19 protein-coding genes are annotated in these 24749 nt (G+C 50.7%); 14 read left to right on the top strand and 5 right to left on the bottom strand.

Features of this window, described 5'->3' with window-relative positions; all coding sequences use genetic code 11:
- From ACFQ3W_RS25080 to ACFQ3W_RS25040, 9 genes are all read left to right on the top strand, one after another.
- On the top strand, nucleotides 1-250 hold a 250-nt coding region (locus tag ACFQ3W_RS25080; RefSeq protein ID WP_379321974.1), incomplete at its 5' end, for a hypothetical protein.
- Between the two features lie 28 nt (nucleotides 251-278).
- Nucleotides 279-1073, top strand: coding sequence for a M15 family metallopeptidase (locus ACFQ3W_RS25075; RefSeq protein ID WP_379321973.1), 795 nt, complete (start codon nucleotides 279-281; stop codon nucleotides 1071-1073).
- Nucleotides 1073-1210 carry a hypothetical protein gene (locus ACFQ3W_RS25070; RefSeq protein ID WP_379321972.1) on the top strand — a complete coding sequence of 46 codons (138 nt, stop codon included), beginning with the start codon at nucleotides 1073-1075 and terminating at the stop codon, nucleotides 1208-1210. Before ACFQ3W_RS25075 ends, ACFQ3W_RS25070 begins: the two co-directional genes overlap by 1 nt.
- A gap of 526 nt (nucleotides 1211-1736) precedes the next feature.
- Nucleotides 1737-2606, top strand: a complete 870-nt coding sequence (locus ACFQ3W_RS25065; protein WP_379321976.1) for an ABC transporter ATP-binding protein — start codon at nucleotides 1737-1739, stop codon at nucleotides 2604-2606.
- Between the two features lie 494 nt (nucleotides 2607-3100).
- Nucleotides 3101-4462 (top strand): FAD-dependent oxidoreductase, encoded by a 1362-nt coding sequence (locus tag ACFQ3W_RS25060; RefSeq protein WP_379321971.1) that lies wholly within the window; start codon nucleotides 3101-3103, stop codon nucleotides 4460-4462.
- A 385-nt stretch (nucleotides 4463-4847) separates the two neighbouring features.
- Complete coding sequence (locus ACFQ3W_RS25055; protein WP_379321970.1) at nucleotides 4848-5672, top strand: formate/nitrite transporter family protein; 825 nt, start codon at nucleotides 4848-4850, stop codon at nucleotides 5670-5672.
- 536 nt (nucleotides 5673-6208) lie between these two features.
- Nucleotides 6209-8281, top strand: coding sequence for a molybdopterin-containing oxidoreductase family protein (locus ACFQ3W_RS25050; protein WP_379321969.1), 2073 nt, complete (start codon nucleotides 6209-6211; stop codon nucleotides 8279-8281).
- A 189-nt stretch (nucleotides 8282-8470) separates the two neighbouring features.
- On the top strand, nucleotides 8471-9700 hold the full coding sequence (locus ACFQ3W_RS25045) for an MFS transporter (protein WP_379321968.1): 1230 nt from the start codon (nucleotides 8471-8473) through the stop codon (nucleotides 9698-9700).
- A gap of 56 nt (nucleotides 9701-9756) precedes the next feature.
- Nucleotides 9757-10245, top strand: a complete 489-nt coding sequence (locus tag ACFQ3W_RS25040; protein WP_379321967.1) for a GNAT family N-acetyltransferase — start codon at nucleotides 9757-9759, stop codon at nucleotides 10243-10245.
- A 30-nt stretch (nucleotides 10246-10275) separates the two neighbouring features.
- On the opposite strand, the gene ACFQ3W_RS25035 is transcribed toward ACFQ3W_RS25040, so the two are convergent.
- The gene (locus ACFQ3W_RS25035; RefSeq protein WP_379321966.1) at nucleotides 10276-10536 is read right to left on the bottom strand and encodes a DUF2164 domain-containing protein; all 261 of its coding nucleotides are present in this window, start codon (nucleotides 10534-10536) and stop codon (nucleotides 10276-10278) included.
- Nucleotides 10537-10724: 188 nt separating this feature from the next.
- On the opposite strand from ACFQ3W_RS25035, the gene ACFQ3W_RS25030 reads away from it, so the two are divergent.
- Entirely contained in the window at nucleotides 10725-12425 is a 1701-nt protein-coding gene (locus ACFQ3W_RS25030) for a glutamine--tRNA ligase/YqeY domain fusion protein (RefSeq protein WP_379321965.1), read from the top strand.
- A 518-nt stretch (nucleotides 12426-12943) separates the two neighbouring features.
- Here ACFQ3W_RS25030 and ACFQ3W_RS25025 read toward each other — a convergent pair.
- Together ACFQ3W_RS25025 and ACFQ3W_RS25020 are read right to left on the bottom strand one after the other, a co-directional pair.
- On the bottom strand, nucleotides 12944-13921 hold the full coding sequence (locus ACFQ3W_RS25025) for a LacI family DNA-binding transcriptional regulator (RefSeq protein WP_379321964.1): 978 nt from the start codon (nucleotides 13919-13921) through the stop codon (nucleotides 12944-12946).
- A 175-nt stretch (nucleotides 13922-14096) separates the two neighbouring features.
- The gene (locus ACFQ3W_RS25020; protein WP_379321963.1) at nucleotides 14097-15314 is read right to left on the bottom strand and encodes an MFS transporter; all 1218 of its coding nucleotides are present in this window, start codon (nucleotides 15312-15314) and stop codon (nucleotides 14097-14099) included.
- A gap of 128 nt (nucleotides 15315-15442) precedes the next feature.
- Here ACFQ3W_RS25020 and mobA point away from each other — a divergent pair, with 128 nt between their 5' ends.
- Nucleotides 15443-16090 carry a molybdenum cofactor guanylyltransferase gene (gene mobA / locus ACFQ3W_RS25015; protein WP_379321962.1) on the top strand — a complete coding sequence of 216 codons (648 nt, stop codon included), beginning with the start codon at nucleotides 15443-15445 and terminating at the stop codon, nucleotides 16088-16090.
- Nucleotides 16091-16365: 275 nt separating this feature from the next.
- Nucleotides 16366-17055, top strand: a complete 690-nt coding sequence (locus tag ACFQ3W_RS25010) for a TorD/DmsD family molecular chaperone (RefSeq protein ID WP_379321961.1) — start codon at nucleotides 16366-16368, stop codon at nucleotides 17053-17055.
- Between the two features lie 444 nt (nucleotides 17056-17499).
- Here the strand turns inward: ACFQ3W_RS25010 and ACFQ3W_RS25005 are convergent, their stop codons facing one another.
- Together ACFQ3W_RS25005 and ACFQ3W_RS25000 are read right to left on the bottom strand one after the other, a co-directional pair.
- A complete protein-coding gene (locus ACFQ3W_RS25005) occupies nucleotides 17500-20754 on the bottom strand; it encodes an efflux RND transporter permease subunit (RefSeq protein WP_379321960.1) in 3255 nt (1084 codons plus the stop codon).
- Nucleotides 20755-20799: 45 nt separating this feature from the next.
- Nucleotides 20800-21711: a TetR/AcrR family transcriptional regulator gene (locus ACFQ3W_RS25000; protein WP_379321959.1), complete on the bottom strand. Its 912-nt coding sequence runs from the start codon at nucleotides 21709-21711 to the stop codon at nucleotides 20800-20802.
- Between the two features lie 191 nt (nucleotides 21712-21902).
- On the opposite strand from ACFQ3W_RS25000, the gene cls reads away from it, so the two are divergent.
- Nucleotides 21903-23411 (top strand): cardiolipin synthase, encoded by a 1509-nt coding sequence (gene cls, locus ACFQ3W_RS24995; protein WP_379321958.1) that lies wholly within the window; start codon nucleotides 21903-21905, stop codon nucleotides 23409-23411.
- 35 nt (nucleotides 23412-23446) lie between these two features.
- Nucleotides 23447-24475, top strand: a complete 1029-nt coding sequence (gene fni / locus ACFQ3W_RS24990; RefSeq protein WP_379321957.1) for a type 2 isopentenyl-diphosphate Delta-isomerase — start codon at nucleotides 23447-23449, stop codon at nucleotides 24473-24475.
- Nucleotides 24476-24749: the final 274 nt, after the last annotated feature.

The following is a 24749-nucleotide window of genomic DNA, read 5'->3' as shown; positions in this document are numbered from 1 at the left end:
GGCGCCCGTGGTGGCCGCGGCGGCGATGCGCGTCGCGGAGACGGCAAGCGCGGCGGCGGTAGTGCGCCGCGCAGCCAGGGACAAGGCCACGGCGGTGGGCGCCGTGGCGGGAACGACCAAGGCGGCCGGGGTCGCCGAGGCCGCTAACGGGCAGAAGCCGCAGTATTCGCAGTATTTGCTGATGAATGCTGACGAGTGGAGCTATACCAATATTTTTTATGTAACTTTCTGTTCGGTTCACTCGTTGTAGATATAGAATGTATTGGGGAGGAAGAGGGATGAACAGCAAATTAAGTCCGCTCAAGCTGGCCATCATGCTTACGATTATGGCGGCTCTGTTTGTGGGCTGTGGGGATAAAGCAGCGAAAGGACCGCAAAGTCTGGCGCCTCAAACGGCAGCGGCAAAAGGATCTACTGAAACTGCTACCGGGAAAAGTAAGGTGAAGGCCGCAGCGACTGATGCACAAAGCATTACTGTATTGGTCAACAAGGAATTTGCCTTGCCGGATGATTACAAGCCGAAAGATCTCGTTTATCCTGACGTACGGTTTACGTTCAACGAGAAAATCGAGAAACGCATGATGCGCAAAGAGGCAGCCAAAGCGCTTGAAGAAATGTTTACCGCAGCGAAGAAGGATAAAATCTATTTGGCCGGGGTTTCCGCCTACCGTTCACACAGCACGCAGACTAAGCTGTTTAATCGCTACGTCAAGAAGGACGGCGAAGCCAAGGCGAAGACATACAGCGCTGTACCTGGACATAGCGAGCATGAGACCGGACTTTCTATCGATGTTTCCGGCAGCGACGGAAAATGCGCGGCGGAGAGCTGCTTTGGTGATACGAAGGAGGCGGCTTGGCTGGCGAAGCATGCGACTGAATATGGCTTCATCATTCGGTACCCGGAAGGCAAGCAGGCTATAACCGGCTATAAGTACGAGCCATGGCATATTCGTTACGTCGGCAAAGAGATTGCAGCGGATATTGCCAAACGGGACATCACGCTGGAAGAGTACTACAACGCTATACCGGTATCGGCTCAAAAAGGAACCGGCGATAGCGGCAAGAAAAAATAATGCGAGCAAGAACATTTAGGGACGCCGGCCGGCGTCCTTTTTTGGTATGCAATCGATTTGGTTCCTTGGCGGAATTGACGGGATGGGAGGATGAGGATGCCGATAGAGCGTCCCTGTTCATCGGCGGCTACAAATAACCGGTCAAACTTCCGAGATAACTGCATTGCATACATCTATTTTTGACCCTTTTGCCGATTTGAAGACAATAAGTGTATAAAGTACAGCTAAATGGGCTGGGCTGGCCTAAAGTTGCCAAACAGGCTGCTTTTAAATGTACTTTTTACAATTAATGCCGAATAAGTAGTAAATCCGCACAAATTAGATGTATATTATACATTTAGTTCGGACGGCTACGCGCTAAATGATCTAATCAATGCCACACTTACCCAAATACGCTCATTGTCTAAGGATCAGACAAGTCACCGCGCCATAGCAGGCTACCCTTATGAGGCTGATTATCTACAAGGACTGGCAATAAAACAAAATTGAAATAAATAGTTGACAAATGATAATGATTATCAGTATCTTTAAAACGTAAAGATGAAGTTCAGATGAAGCTTGGATAAAGCCATGAAGCTGATGAAGCTGATGAAGCTGACTGTGTATGGCTGTCCTTGCAAGATAGATGGTAACCTTACGGCCGTTCATGGAAAGGGGAATAAAATGGTTTCCTTAAAAACTTCGCATTTGGATATCGCTTATGAGGATCGACTTATTGTCGAGGATTTGAATATATCGATCCCGGAAGGGAAAATAACGGCGCTAGTGGGCGCTAACGGTTCTGGAAAATCTACAGTGCTGAAAACGATGGCCCGCATATTACAGCCGAAGGCGGGCAGCGTGCTGCTAAACGGTAAATCGATTCATAAGCAATCAACCCGGGAAGTGGCCAAACAGCTGGCTATTCTTCCCCAAAACCCGACCGCTCCGGAAGGCCTTACGGTTTACGAGCTGGTGTCTTATGGGCGTTTTCCGCATCAGAAGGGCTTTGGTGGTTTGAAGGCGGAGGATCGGCAGATCGTCGACTGGGCGATTGATGCGACGCAAATGGGCGAGTTTCGTGATCGCGCGCTGGAGCAGCTTTCCGGCGGGCAGCGCCAGCGGGCGTGGATCGCGATGGCACTGGCTCAGGAGACGGATATTTTGTTCCTTGACGAACCGACGACTTTTTTAGACATGGCGCATCAGTTGGAGGTGCTGCAGCTGCTGGAGGAGCTTAACGCCACTTCAGGCCGGACGATCATCATGGTAGTCCATGACCTGAACCATGCTGCGCGTTACGCCCATTACATGATTGCCATCAAAAAAGGTCAGGCTGTGGCCTCCGGAACGCCGGAAGAGGTGGTCACAACTGAGGTATTGCGGGAAGTTTTCGGCATTGAGGCGGATATCGTAACCGACCCAAGAAGCGGGGTTCCGCTGTGCCTTCCATATGAGCTCTACCGTGCAGCTTCAGAGGGGAAAGTTCTCAGGGGAGGCGTCGGCGAACGGCTAGAGAAGCATCAACCTCCCAAAGCGGCATCGTTCCAGTAGAGGAAGATAAGGAACCAGGTGGGAGGCTCGAGCAGCAGCTCGGCATTGTTATGCAGGAGCAAAATACGCCTTACTCACAATTCCGGCGGAACGGCTGCTTAGTTATGAAGTGATGAGATCGTTCTCCAAAAGAATACGACCATCCCTCCAATGTAGAAGTCAAAGCCATCACAAAGGACGCCGTCAGGCGTTTTTTTATTATGGGCAGCACCTTCCCCAGACAGTTCCTGACTAGTTCACTGTTCCCCCGGGAAAGCTGAGATTGCGGACGTTCCTTGAAGCAGCCGTGAATGCAGCATAATGAGTCCATTTTTCATAAATTATGAAAAAAATCACTCCAACCTCTTGCAATGTGAAAAATATCACACTATAATAAATGTCACAGGTGAAACATTTCACAAAACTGGATTCATTTAAGTGATACTTTTCACAATATCTAAGGATGAAAATGAAAATTTCTCTACAAAGATAGGAAACTTGAGGAGGATGAAATCATGAAAGTTGCAGTTATTGGATGTACACACGCAGGAACGGCCGCTATTGTTAATACGGCGAAGCTATACCCGGACGCGGAAATTACGGTATACGAGCGGAATGACAATATTTCTTTTTTATCGTGCGGGATTGCGCTTTATGTGGGAGGCATGGTGAAGAATCCGGAGGGGTTGTTCTATTCCTCGCCGCAGCAGCTAGCCGATTTAGGCGTTAAAACAAAAATGCTGCATGAGGTTATTTCGGTGGACACGAACGGAAAAACGCTGCAGGCTCGCAATTTGCAAACCGGTGAGCAGTTTAGCGACACCTTTGACAAGCTGATCGTTACGACCGGCTCCTGGCCGATTGTTCCGAAGTTTGAAGGCATCGATCTGGATAACATTTTGCTCTCCAAGAACTACAATCATTCCAATACCATTATAGAAAAAGCTCAGAATGCACAAAATATCGTCGTGGTCGGTGCCGGATACATCGGGGTGGAGCTCGTTGAAGCTTTCCAATTGAACGGGAAAAGTGTAACGCTGATCGATGCGGAAAGCCGTGTGCTCAGCAAGTACCTTGATGCTGAATATACCGACAAAATCGAGCGTTCGATGAAAGAGCACGGCATCAAGCTTGCGCTCGGCGAGAAGGTAACGAAGTTCGAGGGTCAGGACGGAAAAGTAACCCGGGTCATTACCGATCACGGGCAATATGAAGCGGACCTCGTCATTATGTGTATCGGCTTCCGTCCAAATACCGAGCTGCTGAAGGGTCAGGTCGATATGCTGGACAACGGCGCGATTATCGTCGATGAGTACATGCGCACCAGCAAACCGGATGTTTATGCGGCTGGAGACAGCTGCGCTATTATTTACAATCCGACAGGAAAGCATTCCTACATTCCGCTGGCGACGAACGCCGTGCGCATGGGAACTTTGATCGCTCGCAATTTGCTTGCTCCGACTGTAAAATACATGGGGACACAAGGTACTTCGGGCATCAAAATTTTCGAGGACAACATTGCGGCCACCGGGCTTACGGAAACAGCTGCTAAGGATGCAGGGCTTGATGCAGAGGCGGTGTTCATCACGGATAGCTATCGTCCGGAATTTATGCCAACCCATGAGCCGGTGATGCTGAAGGTCGTTTACGAGAAAAACACCCGGCGCATTCTCGGAGCGCAAATCATGTCCAAGGTGGACCTTACCCAATCGATCAACACGATGTCGGTATGCATCCAAAATGGTATGAAAATGGAGGAACTGGCCTTCGTCGATTTCTTCTTCCAGCCGCATTATAACAAGCCTTGGAACTTCCTGAACAGTGCAGGCCTGCAGGCGCTGCCAAAGGTTCCTGAGATGGAAGGTACTCTTGTATAAAGTTTGAGAAAAACCACCCGGCCGAAAAAGACTCCTTTGTCTTGCTCGGTCGGGTTCATTTTTGAGCAGCGATGTTAGTTAAGGGTATTTTATGGTCTGCTCGAATCACGAATCACACCATCTGATTATTTTTACATAACTGGGAATGTGAATTTTTTCACTCTATGAAAACGTTATCGTGATCTTTGTTACTTATTCCGAAGGAAGAGGCACGCTACAATAGACTCGGTTAATGAACGATAAATGTAATATAAAATAAAGTGCGCGTTCAAAAAGAGCGTTCCTTCAACACACCATATGTATGATGTATGGCTTTTTCCGTTTAACAGGTGTGGAAAGCTAGAAAGGACCGCTATTTTGGAATGCCTCAAAAGGAGACAGGATCATGGCTTACCATAAACCAGCGCAGATTGCGGAAGTGACCGTCGAGAACGGGATCAAAAAAGCGCATAACCCGCTGCTGACTGTTCTTATACTCGGCTTTATGGGCGGGGCATTTATTGCTTTAGGTTTTCTGCTGAATATTCGCGTCGTCGGCAGTGCTCCGAAAGAATGGGGAAGCATTGCAACCTTTATCGGCGCTTCGGTGTTCCCGCTCGGGCTCATCCTGGTGCTGCTGGCTGGCGGAGAACTGCTAACGGGCAACATGATGGCTGTTCCGCTGGCGCGGATGGCCAAGAAGATTTCCACGGGTGAAGTCATCAAAAATCTAGTGTTGATCACACTTAGCAACTTTGTTGGCGCTTTGTTTGTCGCTTATTTCTTCGGGCATGTCGTAGGTTTGACTTCCAGTGGCCCGTTTTTGGATAAATTGGTGGACTTGGCCGGTCATAAGCTGGATGACAGCTTCCTTCAAGCGTTTGTTTCCGGGATCGGCTGTAACTGGCTGGTCGCTTTGGCTGTTTGGCTGTCTTACGGTGCGGACGACATGAGCGGTAAAATCCTCGGGATTTGGTTCCCAACGATGGCATTCGTTGCTATCGGCTTCCAGCACGTTGTCGCTAACATGTTCTTGATTCCAGCGGCAATCTTTGAGGGCTACTATTCCTGGGGTGAGTACCTCAAAAACTTTGTCCCGGTATGGCTCGGCAACTTGACCGGCGGCGCTCTGTTCGTAGCCGGTGCTTATTGGACCGCCTATTTGAAGGATAAGGTGCAAAAGGATGCTCCGGCGGGTCAAGCTTCCGCTAAGGCAGGCAAAACCGCTTAATCGATATATTAACGTAAGAGGCCGCTTATCCCGGTTTTTGGGAGGCGGCCTTTTGATTTGTACAACTTATCTGCGAAGCTGGCTCGTGTGGATGACAATTTACTGTATGCTGTCCGTGTGCTGCCTGCTGTTACCAGCCCAATGCTGCACCGTTCCAACCGTGCCTAATTTCTACCTGCCACCGGCTGCATGCCCAAGACACCTTAGTCCACTGTAAATGTATTTAGTACAGTTAAATCGACTCAATGAGGCCAGTTTGAGAAAATAGATGCAAAAAGTGCATTTAAAACAGCAGAAATCAAGCTGAGAAAGTCATATGCTCGTCATTAGATGCACAATTTACATTTATTTCTGGCGGAGGCGTGAATCGGCTTGATTTAGATGTATTTTTTACATTTATTCGGCGCACTATGGCGAGTTAACTGCTCGGCCTATCAACTTTTAGCCATCCTTTGGCGTATCTTACGCTTGAAGCACATATAGACACACTCCAAGCTTTTTTCTACAATAGCGTAGACAGGAGGGATGGATAGAAGATGATCCACGAAGAGAACGGTATATTTCCGGCGGTTTGCCCGCTGGATTGTCCGGATACCTGCAGCTTGCTGCTTCATAAGGAAAACGGAAAAATCGTGAAAGTGACGGGCAACCCTGACCACCCGATCACGCAGGGTGCCATTTGCAATAAAGTCCGGAACATGGCGGAGCGCGTCTACCATCCGGAACGGGTGCTGTATCCGCTAAGACGCATCGGCGCCAAGGGCGAAGGGAAATTTGAACGTATTTCCTGGGACGAAGCTATAGAAGAAATCAGTCAGCGTTATAAGTCGCTGATTCGCGATTTTGGGCCGGAATCGATCATGCCGTACAGCTTCTACGGCAACATGGGGATTCTCAGCGTCGACGGCATGGATCGGCGTTTTTTCAACCGCCTCGGTTCGACCGTGCTGCAGCAGGGGATATGTAATGCAGCTGGGAACAAGGGCTGGAAATATACGATGGGCTTTGGCGGCGGTATGAGCCCCGAAGAGATTATCAACGCCAAGCTGATCATCATCTGGGGAGGCAATCTCGTCAGCACGAACATGCATCAGATCGCTTTGATCGAGAAAGCCCGCAAACAGGGGGCGCAGCTCGTCGTGATCGATGTACACCGCAACCGTACGGGGCAGCGGGCCGACTGGTTCATTCCGCTCTATCCGGGTACGGATGCGGCTCTAGCGCTGGGCATCATGCATGTATTGTTCGAGCGAGGCCTCACGAACGAACCGTTCATGAAGCGGTATACGGTCGGTCACGAGCAGCTGCGCGAGCATGTGAAGGAATACTCGCCGGAGCGGGTTTCCGTCATCACGGGGATTCCGGCAGAGGACATCGTCAAACTGGCCGTTCTTTACGGCGAGACTTCGCCCGCCTACATCCACATTGGGAACGGGCTGCAGCATCATGACAATGGCGGTATGACAGTCCGGACGATCAGCTGCTTGCCTGCGTTGACAGGTCAGTGGCTCGTCCCCGGCGGCGGTGCTTACAAGACGAACGGAGGCTACGGTAAAATGAACGCAGCGGCGCTGGAACGGCCGGACTTACGGCCGAACCCGGAGGCTCGCGAGGTCAGCATGAACCAGTTGGGCGAAGCCCTGCTGACGCTGAACCCGCCGATCCGTGCGTTGTTCGTCTACTGCTCCAACCCTGCGGTAGTCGCTCCGGACACGGGAAAGGTGGAGCAGGGACTCCGGAGGGACGATCTGTTCACCGTCGTGCACGACCTGTTTATGACGGACACGGCAAAGTTCGCCGACATTGTGCTGCCGGCGACGTCCTCTTTTGAAAATACGGACTTATACAGCTCTTATTGGCATCATTATGTTCAGCTTCAGGAGCCGGTCATTCCGGCCCAGGGCGAAAGCAAAAGCAACGTCGAGCTGTTCAAGCTGTTGGCTACAGCTATGGGCTTTGAGGAGGACGCGTTTAACGATACGGAGGAGGATATGATTCGGCAGGCGCTGGAGTTCGCAGACAATCCTTACCTGGATGGCGTGACGCTCGAGAAGCTGAAAGCTGAGCGGGCCGTAAAGCTGAATATGGAGCCCCAAAAACGTTATCTGGATACGCTCCCGACCGCTTCTGGAAAAATCGAGTTGTACTCTACTGCGCTGGAGGCTGCCGGCTTGCCGCCGCTGCCTACCTACACCAAGCTGCACGAGGGCTATGACGGCGAGCGCCGTCCTGCGGCAGATGCGAGCTATCCGCTCATGTTCATATCGCCGCCGAACCACAGCTTCTTAAACTCATCCTTCAGCAATGTGGAGAAGCTGACAGCGCTGGAAAAGAGCCCATTGCTGCAGATCCATCCGCAGGATGCGGCTAAGCGAGGGATCGCAGACGGCGATGAGGTGACGGTATGGAACGATCGGGGAAGTTATGTCGTCAAAGCCTCGGTGACCGATAAAATGCTCCCCGGTACTGTCATCAGCCAGGGTCTGTGGTGGGAGCAAGATGGCAAGGGACGGAAGGGTCGTGCGAACGCCCTGACTCCTGATCGGCTGGCCGACATGGGCGGCGGTGCTGTATTTTTCTCGACTACTGTCGATGTAAAGCGTCAATAGAAGTGCTTGCTTGGCGCAATATTTTAGGCGATACTATTCTAATCTGGGCGTAGTGGAGCTTTAATTCACGGAACTAAAGCGATGGACAGGAGGGCCCTTGTGGCCCTCTTTTTTCATAGTTGCATACGGGCATATCTTGATGGAATCGGCTCCGGAAATCGCATGCTCATAGAGGGGAGAGAGAACAAAATGAAATGGTTGCAGTCCTACCCGCGGGAGGTCAGGGTCTTTCTGGTTGCCAGTCTGATCAGCTCTGCCGGCGGTTCCTTAATGTGGCCTCTGGTTACGATGTTTGTGTTCAAAATACTTGGACGAACGGTAACCGATGCCGGCTTGGTCATTCTGGTCATGTCGCTGGGCGGGATCGCCGGGCAGTTGCTTGGCGGGGCCTTGTATCACCGACTTGGGGTAAAAAAGCTTATCGTTGGCGGACTCGGCTTGAACGCGTTGTTCTTGGTGCTCTTACCCTATGGGAGTGGAAATTGGAGTCTGTTCATGCTGTTTATGGGCCTGATTGGATTTTTCAATGCGCTGGCCGCGCCGGCAATCCAGGCGTTTATCGGGTTCCGGTTTACTGAGCGGCGGGAAGAACTGTTTAACATCATCTACGTCGCCAACAATATCGGCGTTGCGATCGGCACGGCGCTCAGCGGTTTTCTGGCCCGAATCTCTTATGACCTCAGCTTCGTCGCGAATGGGCTGACTTCGGCTGCGTTTGCGCTCTTTTTCTGGTTTTATTTGAACAGAGTTCAAAAAGATCAGGGCGAGCTGCATCTGGAAAAGCGCAAAAATGTCGCAGATGGGCTAAGTGCCTGGAGCCTGCTGCGCCGTTACCCGGTTTATTTGTTTATGGGAATAGGTTCGTTTTTTCTCTGGTTTGCGAACTGCATCTGGAACAATGGAGTATCTCCTTACACGATTTCAAACGGGATGCCGGAATGGAATTACAGCGTTTTGTGGACGCTCAACGGGGTGCTCATTTTTGTAGGACAACCTTTTGTCTTATGGGTGAAACGGACCTTTGCCGAGTCCACCCTGGCGCAGATGTCGTCTAGCGCCTTGTTTTACATGGCCGGTTATGTAACGATTCTTAGCTTCCACACCTATCCAAGCATGGTTTTGGCCATGGTATTCGCTACCTTTGGGGAAATGCTGATATCGCCCGCCATCCCCGCCTATATTTCGGAACGAACCGGAAAAGGGGCTCCCTTCTATCTCGGCTTGGTCGGGGGGATGGGTGCGGCCGGCAGAGTAATCGGTCCTTATGCGATGGGCATGCTGTTCGACTGGAACGGGCTTGTCCCGGTCGCTTGGCTGTCGGTGGGAATTGCCGTATTGTCGCTTGGGGCTTTCCTCATCCACGCCTTCATTAACCGGGATGACCGCGAAAGGCCAGCACGGATTACTTCCACGATGTAAGGCTGAGGCGGCGTTGACTTTTTAATATAGCAACGGACTGGAAAGGAGAGACTGTAATGCATAGTGAGATATGGACCCGCCTGTCAGAGATGCGTGATGCGGGTGCTTTAATGGAGATCGACGCCCTCGTATGGGATGTTTGCAATACTCCTGCCGAACGAGTGATCTGGGACTCACGAGAGCAATACTTACAGGGCTGCCAGCCGGGAAGCCAGATCGTGGCTGGCATGGGCGACCGGATTTGTGGATATTTGGGCTTTAAACCGCCCACGCCGCTTCCAAGCAACGGACATGTCTATGAACTTAATATCGCGGTGCACCCCGATTATCAAGGGTGTGGGGTTGGGCATAGACTGATGGATGCGATTAAAGCGGTTGCGACCGAGCGCGGCATTCGTAAGCTGTCCCTGCGTGTACTGTCAAGCAACGCCGGGGCGATGGCGTTCTACCGGAGCTGCGGCTTTACTGAGCAGGGACGATTGGTCGACGAGTTCTATCTCAACGGGCAGTATGTAGATGATGTGCTCATGTGGCGCAAGGTCTAGATGTACCGGGCTATCGCCGAAAGGAACGTTTTAGCGGGACAGCTTAGGTCTGACCTCCAGCGCATAAATGTCCTCCTCCATGGAGACCATGCGCTGGTTTAAAATTTGGCGGCAGTCGCCAAGCGCTTGATTGTATACATACGGTCCTATATTTGTGAGGAAAAAGTCGAGCACTCCGTCTGCCGCAAGTTCACCCAGCGTTTCACCGCGCTCTTCCTCGAAAAATTGCTGAATCTGGGCAATGCTCATTTCCCGTTGTTCTTTTGACAGCTTAACCGGTTTTTGTGCCATATTGATCTTCGTCCTTTCGCTTTTTTTTAAAGTGTACTAAAGTATCCCTATCATATCAAAAAAACGCTAGCGCAAGTGGGAATATGCTTCAGGCATTGAACTATTTGGGGGATATCGTTATATTAAGAAGAAGAAAAAAGTCGGGGAACAAAGGTACAGATTTCAATGAATGGAAAGGTTGATAACCCGTGGAGAACAATTTCACCCCTCCCAATTTTATTAAGAACATTATTTCGGAAGATTTGAAGAACGGCAAAGTAAAGACCGTTGTAACGCGGTTTCCGCCGGAGCCGAACGGTTATTTACATATTGGACATGCCAAGGCGATTTGGATCAACTTCTCGCTGGCTGACGAGTTCGGCGGCCGGACCCATTTGCGGTTTGACGATACGAACCCGGTCAAGGAAGATGTCGAATACGTCAACTCGATCCAGGAGGATATCAAGTGGCTCGGTTTTGAATGGGAAGAGCTGCGTTACGCTTCCGACTATTTCGAGGAAATGTACAATCGCGCCGTGCTGCTCATCAAGAAGGGCAAGGCCTATGTCGACGATCTGAGCGCAGAACAAATCCGTGAGCTGCGTGGAACGTTGACCGAGCCGGGAAAAAACAGCCCATATCGCGGCCGCTCCGTGGAAGAGAACCTGGACCTGTTTGAACGGATGCGGGCCGGTGAATTCAAGAATGGCGAGAAGGTGCTGCGCGCCAAGATCGATATGGCTTCGCCGAACATTAACTTCCGCGACCCTGTCATTTACCGGATCGTGCATGCTACACACCATAACACCGGAGACAAATGGTGCATTTATCCGATGTATACTTTTGCCCACCCGATCGAGGATGCCATCGAAGGCGTGACGCACTCGCTCTGTTCGATGGAGTTTGAGGACCAACGTCCGTTTTACGATTGGGCGATTGCTGAAACGGAAATGCCAAACGTATCGCATCAATACGAGTTTGGACGTCTAAACCTGACGCAAACCGTGACAAGTAAACGTAAGCTGAAAATGCTCGTAGAGGAAGGTTATGTAGACGGCTGGGACGATCCGCGGATGCCGACGATTTCCGGGCTGCGCCGCCGTGGATATACACCTGAGGCGATCAAAACGTTCGTTTTTGAAACAGGGATATCCAAAGCCTACGGCTCAATTGACCCGAAAATGCTGGAGCATTTCATCCGCGAGGATTTGAAGCTGAAAGCACCGCGGACGATGGCCGTGCTCGACCCGCTGAAGGTTGTGATCACGAACTATCCCGAAGGACAAGTGGAAATGCTGGAAGCGGAAAATAACAGCGAAAATCCGGAAATGGGCAACCGCCAAATTCCGTTCTCACGCGAGATTTATATCGAACGGGAAGATTTCATGGAAAACCCGCCGAGCAAATACTTCCGGCTGTTCCCGGGGAACGAAGTTCGCCTGAAGCATGCGTATTTCATCAAATGCAATGAGGTCATTAAGGACGAGGAAGGCAACGTGGTGGAAATCCACTGCACCTATGACCCGGAAACGAAGAGCGGCACCGGCTTCACTGGCCGCAAAGTTAAGGGCACGATCCACTGGGTGGAAGCAAGCGGGGCGGTACCTGCCGAGTTCCGTTTGTACGAGCCGCTGATTATGGACGAAACCTTGGAAGAAGAATCGGATGAGGAATCAGGCGATGAAAAGGTAGGAACAGAGAAGACGTTCCTCGACCTCATTAATCCGGATTCACTGACGATCGCTCACGGCTATGTCGAACCTGATATGAAAGAGGCCAAACCACAGGATAAATTCCAATTTTTCCGTCACGGCTATTTCAACGTAGATACGAAGTATTCGCAGCCGGGCCATCCGGTGTTCAACCGGATCGTTTCGCTTAAGAGCTCATTCCAGCTGCCAAAGCAGTAAGCTTCTTGGTAGGGCTTTGTTAGGGAGAACGTTATAGAAACGAGCAGCAATATGAAAAAAGGGTAGTTTCATTACCATGACAACATGGATTGGAACCGCCCTTTTTTTGTACGGGAGTAAGCGCTCTTTAACAATACCCGAGTTGTGAATTGAAAAATGAACGTCGGCCGGGCTGCCTGAACCTTGAGGACTTTTTCTAAGTTTCCTCTGAACTCCTCGCTGTAGTAATTGCATTTTATACAGTTAAATCTTGGCATTATGGGAGCCTTAGAGTTTTAGTTGTAAAAAGTGCAGTTAAAAGGAGAAAAATCGCCCCTTCAAGCCCAATTGGCCCATTTTAGATGCAGTTTTTGCAGTTAAAATCAATAAACCCGCAATTTGCCGAAAATTAGTTGTACAAAATACATTTAGTGGTGAGGAAATCGCACCACAAATCACACCACAACAGAAACTAGTTGCACATCGAAGGGCCTGGCATGTGATCTTCCGCCAGGTTTTTCTTGTTTGCGGCGAAAAAATTATACCGAATTTCGCTCGATGAACCGAAAGCTGAACTCCTCGGTCACTGGCCCGTTCAATTGTCCGGAAATTTGCTCATGAACGATTTCAAATGCCCGGGACCCGATCTCGGAGAGCCGATTGTCAATAGTTGTAATGCCGATAATTTCCGAGATCGGCTGGTTGTCGAAGCCGATGACCGCATAATCGCCGGGAACCTGAAGCCCGCGGCTCCGGGCAGTAAAGATAAAGCCCGCGGCCACCTGATCGCCTGTAATGAGCAGCGCATCCGGCTGTTCCTTAAGCGACAGCAAGCGGTCTACAAGAGCGGCCCCGTCCTCAATGTCCGAGCAGCCGCCGAGGATCCAATCCTCCCGCGGCTCACCGCCTAAAGTCCGAAGTGTGTCCGTATAGGCTTTAAGCCGTCTGCGGCTGCTAGGGCTGTTACGTCGGCCGATCGTAAAGCCGATTTTGCGGTGGCCTTTATCCCATAGGTAAATGATCGCTTTTTGAAAGCTGGCATAATGGTCGAAATAGACAGAGGAGAGCGGGCGATCCTTCACCATCTCGCAGAGTACAATAGGGCCATACTCTGCATAAGCTTCTAGCTGATCCAGCGGCAAAGACCGGGAGCAAATGACCAGCCCGTCAATTTGCTTGTCCCTGAGCATTTCAAGCACACGCCGCTCCTCCTCGGGCCGGTAGGCAGTCTGGCAAAGCATTAGCTTATAGTTATACTTGAGCGCCTCCTGTGCCATCCCTTCCATCATTCGGGCAAAGTAGAAAAGATTAATCCGGGGAAGGATGACGCCTACGGTTTGCGTCGAGCCTTTAATTAAATGAACCGCGTTCATATTCCGTGAATAATTGAGCAGCGCAATAGCTTCTTCGACGGCTTTCCGCTTGCTTTCACTAACGTAGGGATGATGGTTCAACACGCGGGATACCGTCGTGACGGAAACGCCTGCAGCTTCAGCAATTTGCTTAATGTTCGGCAATGAAAAACGACCCCTTCCCGGTTAAAAATTAATCCAAAAATGCTTGCTCTGGAATGCATTTCATATTGTACACTGAGAAGGCAACAAAGAAAACAATGCTCCCATAGCGGCGCAACCTCTTACATCGAGGGCGTAACGCTAGAGAGCATTGCTTTTCACTACTATAATGAGCAGGTTAAGGTTCGATTCGGGTCAGACCCGGAGTGTAACCATTTTGGTGGATTCGATACCACATGGCCGCATAGCCCAATGCGCCGAATAATGTCATAATCACGCCCATCCGGTACATTAACACAGCTCCAAAGTTTTGGAAAATCCAGCCTCCGAGGGATCCAGCGATGACACCGGACAACCCGCTAAGCGCGAAGGCGTATATAGCCTGTCCGGAAGCGCGCAAAGGCTTTGGAAGCAGCAAGGTGGTCAATCTGGTGCCGACATAAAAGAACCCGCCAAACGTTACCGAGTGCAGCAGCTGAATGAACATGATTTGTACCGGATACGTCGCTTCAGACATTAAATTCCAGCGTAAGGCAAAAAGTAGGCTGACGATGGTGATGCAGCCCATTAAATAGGTGATTTTTCGTTTCAAATAACGATTTAGCAGAACAAATGCAAGCACCTCAAAAGCCGTTGACAGAAAGACGGCTCCCCCCACCTGCAATCTCGAGCCCCCGAGATCCGTTATAAACAGAGGCATAAAAATAACATTGATGGAGTTTGGTATGGAGACGAGAATGCCGAATAAAACAAAGGCAATGAAATATTTCTGGCGAAACGTACGCAGAATGTCTGCGGATTTAAGCGAAAGCGTAGTTGCCGTTTGGCGGATTGACGGCAGCCATAAAGTGAAGCTGATTGCCAGCATTAACGTTACGCTGAACAACAGGGATATTCCGTATTGCCCAATTGCATCGATAATGGGACCTGCCGCCAAGGCGATAAAGGTCCAGCCGAGGGAACCCCATAGGCGAAAGGCTCCAAATTTGAACTTTGTTCCTTCCGTATAGCCCAAAATCAGGCTGTTGCTTTGCGAAAGCAGAGCGCTTTGAAAAAAGAACAGCAAGCTCATCGTCAGATACAACAAATGAAAGGTGTTTACCTTAAACACCAGATGTCCCATCACAAGCAAGCCAATCAGCATCGCCAGCAGGACAGCCCGTGGATTTTGCCGCCGGTCGCTAATATACCTCCAGAACGGATTGGCCGCTAAAGAAATCAGAGGTCCGATCGACATAAGAGTCCCAATTTCCAGCTTGTCCATTCCAATGTCCTGCAAATATAATTGAAAAAAAGCCGCGAAAATGACCATCGTTCCGTAAATAAAGAAGTTAAGCAGCCTCAGAGGCAACAACGAAGAGGACCAATGCAAGTGATTATCTCGCAAACGCGCCATTCCTTTCTGTCCGGATCCATATCGTTATCATGTTGAATTGACTATGCTTTCAATGTAACACACAGGTGAAAGGGGATACAAACCAACATTTTTTCTTTTTACCAAAATTTATAAACAGGGTGGTTAAGATGGAGGTATCAGCGATTATTATCGCAGGCGGGCAGTCACGCCGAATGGGGGAGGATAAAGCTCTCCTAAGACTCGGAGGTGTGACGATTTTGGAAAAAATGATTCAGGAGCTGGAGCCGGTCGCTTCACGTATCGTGATCGCCGCAGGAAACAAGAAGGAGGTTTATCGCTCGTTGTTCGATAAGCAAGTCGTCACAGACGTCTATGCGGATGCAGGGCCGCTGGCCGGGCTGCACGCTGGACTGAGCGCCTCTACAGCTGATTGGAACATTGCAGTAGCCTGTGATACGCCTTTTGCTAATCGTGGGCTGTTTCAAGCTTTGCTGAGCTTTGTCCCTGTCTCTGAAATTGGGGATTGCCGTCGCGGAGAGCCGGAAGCTGTTGTCGCGAGCGTGGCCGGAAGAGTCCACCCGCTTCTCGCGGTGTACCGGCGGAGCGTGCTGCCCAGCCTGGATCAGGAGTTACGGGAAGGCAATCATAAAATGATGAATTGGCTAAACGGGCTTCAAGTGGTGTACGTGGATGGCCAAACGCTCGCTGCGGGCACAGGCATTTCTGAAGAACAGCTCGCCTTCAATATGAACCATCCGGAAGATTATGCGCAGGCAAAAATTTGGTACGAAAAAAAGGGGCATGACTTCAGTTAGTCGTAAACCAGTCCATACTAAATTGTAATATAGATCACATAAAGCGCTTACATTTTGCGTTATAATGCACTTGAGCGATACGTGATCCCCCTTAATCATGTGTCGGTATATGCTCTTGAGATGATTTCCGGCACATATAAGGAAGTCATCTTTTTTTCATCAAATGAAAAAATTTAATCATACATGGGGATGGCCAAATCGGTGGCTGGTTAGCAAATGACGTTATGAGAAATACTGCGAATAAGGTACGAAAGAAATAAGGAGATGACCAAGAGATGACTATGATGTCAAAACATCTTGTCTATACGCAAGAACAGGTTCGGTGGCTGGAGCTTCGTGGATGGGTGTACCGGTTGTTGATGGATTTTCTGAGTCGTCCGCCCCGCATGTCCCTTATCGCTCAATGGCGTCAAAAGGTCGAACAGAACAACCGGGTACCGGAGAGCCGGGGTGGCCAAAGACTTAAGAGCTACCTGGAAGGCATTTCGGAAGAAGACTTTCGCCGTGTTTGCTATAAGGAAGCCGAGGAATATGAACGACTGTTTATGGGACATGATGCGATGCTTGCGTCCTGTGAAAGTATTTTTCGTTGCAGAACTGAAGGGGCTGACGCCTTTTCCTGCATCTCGGAAGTTGGAAAAATGTATACGGACAACGGAATCGTATTTAATAAATTGAACGGGGAACGCGATGATCATATTGCGCTGGAGCTCGAATTTATGGCCGTATTGGCCGAAGAGATGCTGAGCAAGGAAAACCTGTGTTACAGCTGCTTGGGGCTGGCTGACGCGCAAATCAAGTTTCTCGAGGACCACCTGCTGAAGTGGGCTCCCGAGTTTGCAGCAGAGTTGCTGCAGGCAACGGCAAGTCCCTTGTATAAGGGGCTGGCTGAGCTGTTACAGGAGTTCCTTCCTTCGGATTTGCAGCAGCTTCGGCGCTGGCGGGCCAGCCAACGGTTGGTATAGAGAGAGCATCCATAGCAAAAAAAATAAAGGACTATGCCGCGGCTGCGACTTATGCGCATGACGGCATGTCCTTTTTTGCATAAAGGAATCTGGGAGCATCTGAATAGATGTATTTTCTACATCTAATATTGAACTTTATTCCATTTTTGACTGTTTAATTGTGAAAAGTGCATCCAAATGGACTAAAAACGAAGGGGTGTGTAAATTTGCCTCAATTTAGCTGCACTTTTTGCATTTACTTACGCGGGGTAGGCACAATTGCTAAAAATAAATGTACAAAATACATTTAGCTACCACCCAGTCACCAGCGATGGAGAAACAGTCGATCGACGTACTTTCAGGGGAGACAAGGGGAGACAGACCACGATTCGCGGTAGTTTTTCTTGCGAGTAAATAAAAAACCGCTGGAGCACACATGGCTCCAACGGTTTTTCCTATGTTTGATTACTCGAGCTCCGCTCCCCCGGCTTTGCGGTGGCGGAATTTCATAAGGAATTCATAGACGATCGGCACGATGACCAAGGTAAGCAGCGTCGAGCTGATCAGACCGCCGATAACGGTGATGCCGAGCCCGCGGGAGATGATCCCTGCGCTATGCTCCCAGCCGAAGACGAGCGGCAGCAGAGCGCCGATCGTAGCCAGCGCCGTCATGAGAATCGGACGAAGCCGCGTGGCTCCCGCTTCAAGCAAAGCTTCCCGTGTAGATAGACCTTCGCGTTCCTTGTGGATGACACGGTCGATCAATACGATGGCGTTGGTCACGACGATCCCGATCAGCATCAGGACACCCATGAGCGCCGATACGTTTAATGTTTCTCCGCCAAGCAGCAGCGCAACCATGGCGCCGATGACGATAAACGGCAGGGAGAACAAAATGGCGAACGGCGCCAAACCGCCGCCGAATGTGATGACAAGTACGAAGTAGACGATCGCAATTGCGGCTGCCATGGCGATGCCGAGCTGGCCGAACGTATCGTTGATCTGTTCGGTAACGCCGCCGAATTTCACAGTAACGCCGTCCGGTTTATCCATCTTGTCGATTTTGTCTTGCAGGTTGCCGGATGCCTTTTGTACATCCGTTGCGGTAATTTTGGCGGTCACCTCGACGACCATTTTGCCATTGATCCGCATGATGGAATCCGGCGAGCTGCCTTTCTCTACCTTGGCTACATCCTTAATCGGAACCTGTATGCCAAGCGGGGAGGTCAGCGTTTCGTTCTCGATGTCGGCGATGCTGCCATAGGAAGAAGTCGAATCGGTTTCGATATACACCTTATGATCCTTCCCGTCGATCTTCACCTCAGTCAGGACCGGACGCTCGCGCACCGGACTGAGCTTCATGGCCAGCTGGCCGGCGGTGAGCCCAAGGGAACTCAGTTTTTGTTGATCTGCTACCAGGGTGTATTGATCATAAGCTTTCGATAGGCTTGTTTCGCCCTTCTTGAAGTTCTTAGTATCCTCCTGCACCAATTTCAAAATTTGGTCGGACACCGGTTTGATCTGCTTTAGATCGTCCCCAAAGACGTTGATGGTAAGCGAGCTGCCGCCCATGCCGCCCATCATCATCTCGGACATGTCGCTCCATCCACCGGTAGGCAGCTCCTTCCGCAAGCCGTTCAGCAGCTTTTCTTTTACGTCGCTAAAATGCTTCGTATCTTCATTGTAAGCGATGTAAAATAACGCGGAGTTGGAGGACCCCATGCTAAGCGGGCTGCTGCCGCCGATGGAATACTGCATCTTTTCCACGCCGGGTTGATCCATAATGTACTTCTCGGCTTTTTGCATATCCTGCTCGACATCCTCGAGCCGCGCGCCTGGAGCCGGGGCATACGTAGTCATCACGTATTTGTCCTCCTGCTCCGGAATGAAGCTGACGCCGACGAGTGGATAGAGGAACAGGCTTCCCACCAGCAGAACAACCGCCATACCAAACGTAATCAGCTTATGGGATAAAGACCAGTTCAACGCACGTTGATATGCGCGGGCGATGCCTTTCGGGTTCACGTCATGATTATGCGTATGCTTAAGCCCTTTGCGGAATAACGTATGCGCAAGCGCCGGTACTAGCGTGATGGCGACCAGCAGCGAAGCCAGCAGGGAGAAGACGATGGTCAGCGCAAAAGGCTTGAACAGTTCCCCGACCATCCCGCTTACGAAAGCGAGCGGAAGGAAGACGGCGATCGTGACAATCGTCGAGGCCATAATCGGTATAAACATTTCACGAGTGGCCTCAACGACAAGCTTGCCGCCCTTCAGCTTCTCTCCGGTGAGCGACAAGCGGCGGTAAATATTCTCGATAACGACAATCGAGTCGTCGACCACCCGGCCGATCGCGACGGTCATTGCGCCCAGCGTCATCATGTTGAGCGTAATATCCATTTGTCGCAATGCCAATATGGCGATCAGCAGCGACAAAGGAATCGAAATGATGGAGATGATCGTTGAGCGGATATTCCGCAGGAAGATCAAAATGATCAACACGGCGAACAGGGCGCCGAACAACGCTTTGGACAGCATCGTATTGACCGAGTCCGTGATTGGTTTTCCTTGGTCCATCATGATGTTGAAGCGAATGTCAGGATATTGCTTGCTTAATTCGTCCACCTTGTCCTTAACCTGGTTTACAACATCAACCGTATTGGCGTCGTTGGCTTTGACGATTTGGATGCCGATAGACTCCTTGCCGTTGGTGCGTGAAATGGATTCGGCTTTGCCGATCGTTTCGATCTCGGCAATGTCGCCCAATTTTACAGTAGGAATGCCAATTGGGGCAGTTCCCATAGCACCAGCGCCGCTCGGTCCTACGCTTCCCGCACCGGCCGCACCTGCACCACTGGCTGCAGGGGACTTGGCACCGGGCGCAGATGCTGCTCCACCTGCCATACCGGCAGGATTGGCATTTCCGGCTGCTCCGGCAGGAGCGCCATTTGCCGTGCCTGCGACAGGCGTTTTTGGAACGACCGGAATGGCCAGGTTCTTCAGATCATCGACGGTAGTGACGTTTCCATCGACAACAACGGCTTTCTGGGCTTGTTCCATATCGAACAGACCAAGCGGTACACGGAGCGCGGAACCCTGAACGATTCCTTTAACTGTATCCTCGCTTAGTCCCAGCTCTTTGAGCTTCACCTGATCGAACTTCAGGCTGACCTCCCGGACATACTGACCGGCAATTTGCACCGAAGCGACACCATCCAGGTCTTCGAGAGCCGGTTTAATATCATTTTCAGTGGTACGGGTTAAAGACTCTAAATTACTCGATTTCTGATCGGAAAGGCTGAGAGATACGACCGGCATCGAGCTCAGGCTGAATCTTGTAATTTGAGGTTTCTTTGCTGCCTCAGGGAGCTGAACATCGTTCAACGCTTCCCGGACCTCCGCTGTGGCATTGTCCAAATTTGTCCCGTAGTCGAATTCAATGAAAAGGGAAGCGGCGTTCTCCATAGAGGTGGAGGTTAATGTCTTCACACCGTTAACATTACGAAGCCGCTGCTCCAGCGGCTTGGTGATATCCTGTACAACACCTTCCGGTGCCGCTCCCGGATACACTGCGGTGACGCTCAAATAAGGAACATTAATGTTCGGGATCGTTTCCTGCTTCATGGTTAGTCCGCTATATAGTCCGACTGCGGTGACGATAATGGTCAAGAGCCAGATTGCAAACTTGTTGCGAAGGGAAAACTGAATAATACTTTTCATAAACCGGTTTCTTCTCCTCTCTGTCTATCCAAAATCATGGCAAAATCATGGTAAACGCTGAAAATAGGCTTGCAGCAGCTGATCCAGCTCGGTGAGCTTTGGCTTAAGCTCGTGGTTGGCTGACAAATTGGCGAGCATGCCCTGTAGAATAGCCCGCCGAGGGCGAAGCTCAAGAATTTCCTCCTCAAGTATTTGCAGAGATTCCAAGGCATGCTGACGGGCCACCTTATCGGAAATCAGTGGGTCAAGGGATTCTTTCAGGTCACGAATAGCCAGCAGCGGGTGGCGCCCCTGTTGAGTTTCACAGTGTCCGGCCTTGACAAAGGTTTCAAGCAAATTTTCCGGGAGCAGCGGCTCCGGCTTTGTTCGCAGCAGGCTGTCCGCGGAAATGTCGAGCAGATGGACCAAATGAGCGGCGATCTGACTCGTTTTAATGTGCAGGCTAGGATCAAACAGCAGGCGAATATACATCCCGATCATACCGTAGGCGATGATGATGAGATCGTTGACATAGGGTTTGATTCCCGGCCCGTAGACAGCTTCAAGCAAGTCTTTGGCATAGCTCAGCAATTTGATGTTGTATGCCTTGACGGCTTCCGGTTCCGGAAAAAATATCCCGTTTTTTAGCCAATCCCTAAACTGCATTAATAGAAATTCCCGCAGCTCCAGCACCAGTTCCAGCATAATCTCCAACTGTCGACACATCTTCTGCTTAGGGGTTAGATCGGTTTTAAGGTCTGCTTGCATGAGCTGGTCCAGCAGCATTTGATAGCAATAGTCAAACAGGCTGAGCTCCAGCTCCTCCTTCGACTTGAAATGGAGGTACAGACTTCCCTTAGACATGCCGCATGCTTCGGCAAGCTCCTGCATCGATGTAGCCGAAGCACCCTTGGCGGCGAATAGCTGCATCGCAGTTCTAAGTATTATTTTCTTTTTTTCTTGAGATGGGGTGGACAAAAGTCCCTATGCCTCCTTTCTGACTTATCAGTTCTCGATCTGACTTATGGGTCAATATGATTATATTACAGATGAAGAAGTAGATTCAAATTACCAAATATCGGACTTTTTTTAACTAATGCAGTAGGAACAAAGACAACGTTCATGTAAAATGGAATCATGCACCACTACAGTGAATAAGGAGTACAACGATGAGACGAGGACTTCAAATCACCATAATCGCTGCCGTTTTATTTGCTTTTTACTATTTTGGATTTGGCGTCTTCGGTAAATTTGGAGGTACGCTAGTCAGTATTTTTCAAACGCTGACCGTAATTACGATTGGGCTGGCCATTTTTATGGAAAATCGGAATCCCTCCAGTACAGTAGCCTGGATTCTCGTACTCGCCCTTCTGCCTGTCGTAGGACTAGTGCTGTATTTTTTACTTGGACAAAATTATTTCAAACGGCGCAAGTTTGACAAAAAGGCGGAGCAGGACCGGCTAAGCTACGAACGAATCGATTATAACGGCAAGCTATTGCCGCGCGACCTATCTCAGTTCAGCCCGAGTCAGCAGCGGCTGCTGCAAATGTCACAGCGCCTAGCTCGTACTCCATTTTCGATGGCGACCCATACCCAGGTACTCACCAATGGGGAAGAAACCTTTTCCACATTGCTGAAAGAGCTCAAGAAGGCGAAGCATCATATTCACATGGAGTATTATATTTACCGTGCGGATGATATCGGCCGGGAGATTCAGAAGACGTTGATTGAGAAGGCGCGCGCGGGCGTCGAAGTGCGGTTTATGTTTGATGCGGTAGGCAGTATCGGTTTACCAAAACCGTTCATTAACGAACTACGTAATGCTGGCGTGAAGGTGGGAATCTACGGTGAAGTGCGTTTTCTCTCGCTATCAAGCCGGGTGAATTACCGGAACCACCGGAAGATCGTTGTCATCGACGGGAACACCGGCTTTATCGGCGGGCTAAATATCGGAGACGAGTATTTGAGCCGAACTAAGGCGTACGGCTTCTGGCGGGACACACACATGCTGGTCAAGGGAGAGGCGGTCCGGTCGCTGCAAATTATTTTTCTGCAGGATTGGCAGTACGTTACCGGGGAAAAAATTATGGAGCTGGAATATTTGTCGCCGGAGCTGGAGGATGGCTGCAGCGGTGCGGTTCAGATCGTGCCGAGCGGGCCGGATAATGAGAGCCGGACGCTCAAAAATATTTTCTTCGCGATGATCACCTCCGCTAAAAAGTCGGTCTGGCTGGCTACGCCATATTTTATCCCGGACGAGGATATCCTTACCGCGCTGCGGGTAGCTGGGCTGTCGGGGATTGACGTGCGAATTCTGTTTCCGGCCAAGCCCGATAAATGGCTGCCATTTCTTGCTTCACATTCTTATTTTCCAAGCCTGCTTGAAGTTGGGGTAAAAATATTCGAATATGAGAAAGGCTTCTTACATTCCAAGCTGCTGATCGTGGATGGGGAGGTCGCTACGGTTGGTACCGCGAATATGGATATGCGCAGCTTCCACCTGAATTTTGAAGTGAACGCATTACTAGTACATAGCGATAGCATATCGAAGATTGTCAACAATTTTGAGCGCGACCTGTTGTCTGCTAAAAGGATTGACCGTGAGGTATTTATGAAGAAGAAAATGACGGTTCGGTTTATGGAATCGGCCGCGCGGCTGCTGTCCCCGCTGCTATAGTTTTTTATGCTGAAAGAACGTAAAGGAGAGGCGAGATGGAGAATACATCTGAACGTAAGACCGAGCATATTCGCCTATGTTTAGAGGAACAGGTTAATGCGGAAGGCATTCGGACGGGGTTTGAAAAATACATGTTCCGCCACAATGCGCTGCCAGAGCTAAACTTTGACCAAATTAGCCTGAAGACAACGTTTCTAGGCGCACCTCTTCGCACACCGCTTTTGATCAGCTCGATGACCGGCGGCAGCGAACTGGCCGGCGTTATTAACGAGCGACTTGCTGAAGCGGCGGAGCGCCGCGGCTGGGCGATGGGCGTTGGCTCCGTTCGCGCTGCGGTGGAGCGGAGGGAGCTGGCGGCGACTTTTGCGGTGCGGCGGAAAGCGCCGACGATTCCCGTGATCGCCAACCTGGGCGCAGTGCAGCTCAACTACGGATTTACAGTAGACGATTGCCTGCGGGCCGTAGAAATCGCCGGAGCGGACATGCTGGTGCTTCACCTGAACAGCCTGCAGGAGGTGTTTCAGCCGGAGGGGAACACTGCTTTTGCCGGGCTGCTGGAGCGAATCGAGCAGGTATGCCAGGCGCTGCCGATGCCGGTCGGCGTCAAGGAGGTCGGCTGGGGCATTGACGGCAGCACGGCGAAGCGGCTCCGCGAGGCGGGCGTAGCTTTTATCGACGTGGCCGGTGCCGGAGGCACCTCCTGGAGCCAGGTCGAGAAGTTCCGCAGCGCGGACCCGGTGCGCCGCGCGGCTGCGGAGGCATTCGCGGATTGGGGCATCCCCACCGCCGAATGTATCCGCGAGGTACGGGCGGCGGTACCGGACGCCGCCCTGGTTGGCAGCGGGGGCCTGAACACCGGCGTGGACGCGGCCAAAGCGCTGGCGCTTGGCGCGGACCTGGCCGGGTTCGGCCGGGCGCTGCTGGAGCCGGCGGTGCACTCGGAGGAGCGGCTGGACGCGCTGCTGGAGCGCGTTGAGCTTGAACTGCGCACCGCCATGTTCGGCATCGGCGCCGGGAGCATTCCGGCGCTGCGAAACACGCCGCGGCTCGTACGGCGCGAGTAGGCGAGTGGAAAATGGGTTTTGTTTTGTTGAACTCCTTGTAACCGTTGAACCCACTGTAGCCTTTATTAAATGCATTTAGTACATTTAAACATCACCTTATTGGCAGTATTGAGCATTTAAATGCAAAAAGTGCAGCTAAAGGAAACAAAATAACCTTACCAATACAAATTGGCCCAATTTAGATGCATATTTTACAGCTAAAATCCAAAAAAACACATTTTCCCAAGAGATAGATGTACTAAATACATTTAGAAAAACTAACACTAGCCGGCGG

This window comes from Paenibacillus puldeungensis (assembly GCF_042678945.1).
GTDB classification, from domain to species: Bacteria; Bacillota; Bacilli; order Paenibacillales; family Paenibacillaceae; genus Fontibacillus; species Fontibacillus puldeungensis.
This window is presented reverse-complemented; position numbering and strand designations above follow the sequence as displayed.

Bases quoted from the DNA above. Each gene is read 5' to 3' on its own strand.
- fni (WP_379321957.1), top strand. From the start codon at position 23,447: ATGGAGAATACATCTGAACGTAAGACCGAGCATATTCGCCTATGTTTA.
- ACFQ3W_RS25050 (WP_379321969.1), top strand. From the start codon at position 6,209: ATGATCCACGAAGAGAACGGTATATTTCCGGCGGTTTGCCCGCTGGAT.
- cls (WP_379321958.1), top strand. From the start codon at position 21,903: ATGAGACGAGGACTTCAAATCACCATAATCGCTGCCGTTTTATTTGCT.
- ACFQ3W_RS25075 (WP_379321973.1), top strand. From the start codon at position 279: ATGAACAGCAAATTAAGTCCGCTCAAGCTGGCCATCATGCTTACGATT.
- mobA (WP_379321962.1), top strand. From the start codon at position 15,443: ATGGAGGTATCAGCGATTATTATCGCAGGCGGGCAGTCACGCCGAATG.
- ACFQ3W_RS25065 (WP_379321976.1), top strand. From the start codon at position 1,737: ATGGTTTCCTTAAAAACTTCGCATTTGGATATCGCTTATGAGGATCGA.
- ACFQ3W_RS25070 (WP_379321972.1), top strand. From the start codon at position 1,073: ATGCGAGCAAGAACATTTAGGGACGCCGGCCGGCGTCCTTTTTTGGTA.
- ACFQ3W_RS25035 (WP_379321966.1), bottom strand. From the start codon at position 10,536: ATGGCACAAAAACCGGTTAAGCTGTCAAAAGAACAACGGGAAATGAGC.
- ACFQ3W_RS25010 (WP_379321961.1), top strand. From the start codon at position 16,366: ATGACTATGATGTCAAAACATCTTGTCTATACGCAAGAACAGGTTCGG.
- ACFQ3W_RS25020 (WP_379321963.1), bottom strand. From the start codon at position 15,314: ATGGCGCGTTTGCGAGATAATCACTTGCATTGGTCCTCTTCGTTGTTG.
- ACFQ3W_RS25040 (WP_379321967.1), top strand. From the start codon at position 9,757: ATGCATAGTGAGATATGGACCCGCCTGTCAGAGATGCGTGATGCGGGT.
- ACFQ3W_RS25055 (WP_379321970.1), top strand. From the start codon at position 4,848: ATGGCTTACCATAAACCAGCGCAGATTGCGGAAGTGACCGTCGAGAAC.
- ACFQ3W_RS25005 (WP_379321960.1), bottom strand. From the start codon at position 20,754: ATGAAAAGTATTATTCAGTTTTCCCTTCGCAACAAGTTTGCAATCTGG.
- ACFQ3W_RS25045 (WP_379321968.1), top strand. From the start codon at position 8,471: ATGAAATGGTTGCAGTCCTACCCGCGGGAGGTCAGGGTCTTTCTGGTT.
- ACFQ3W_RS25060 (WP_379321971.1), top strand. From the start codon at position 3,101: ATGAAAGTTGCAGTTATTGGATGTACACACGCAGGAACGGCCGCTATT.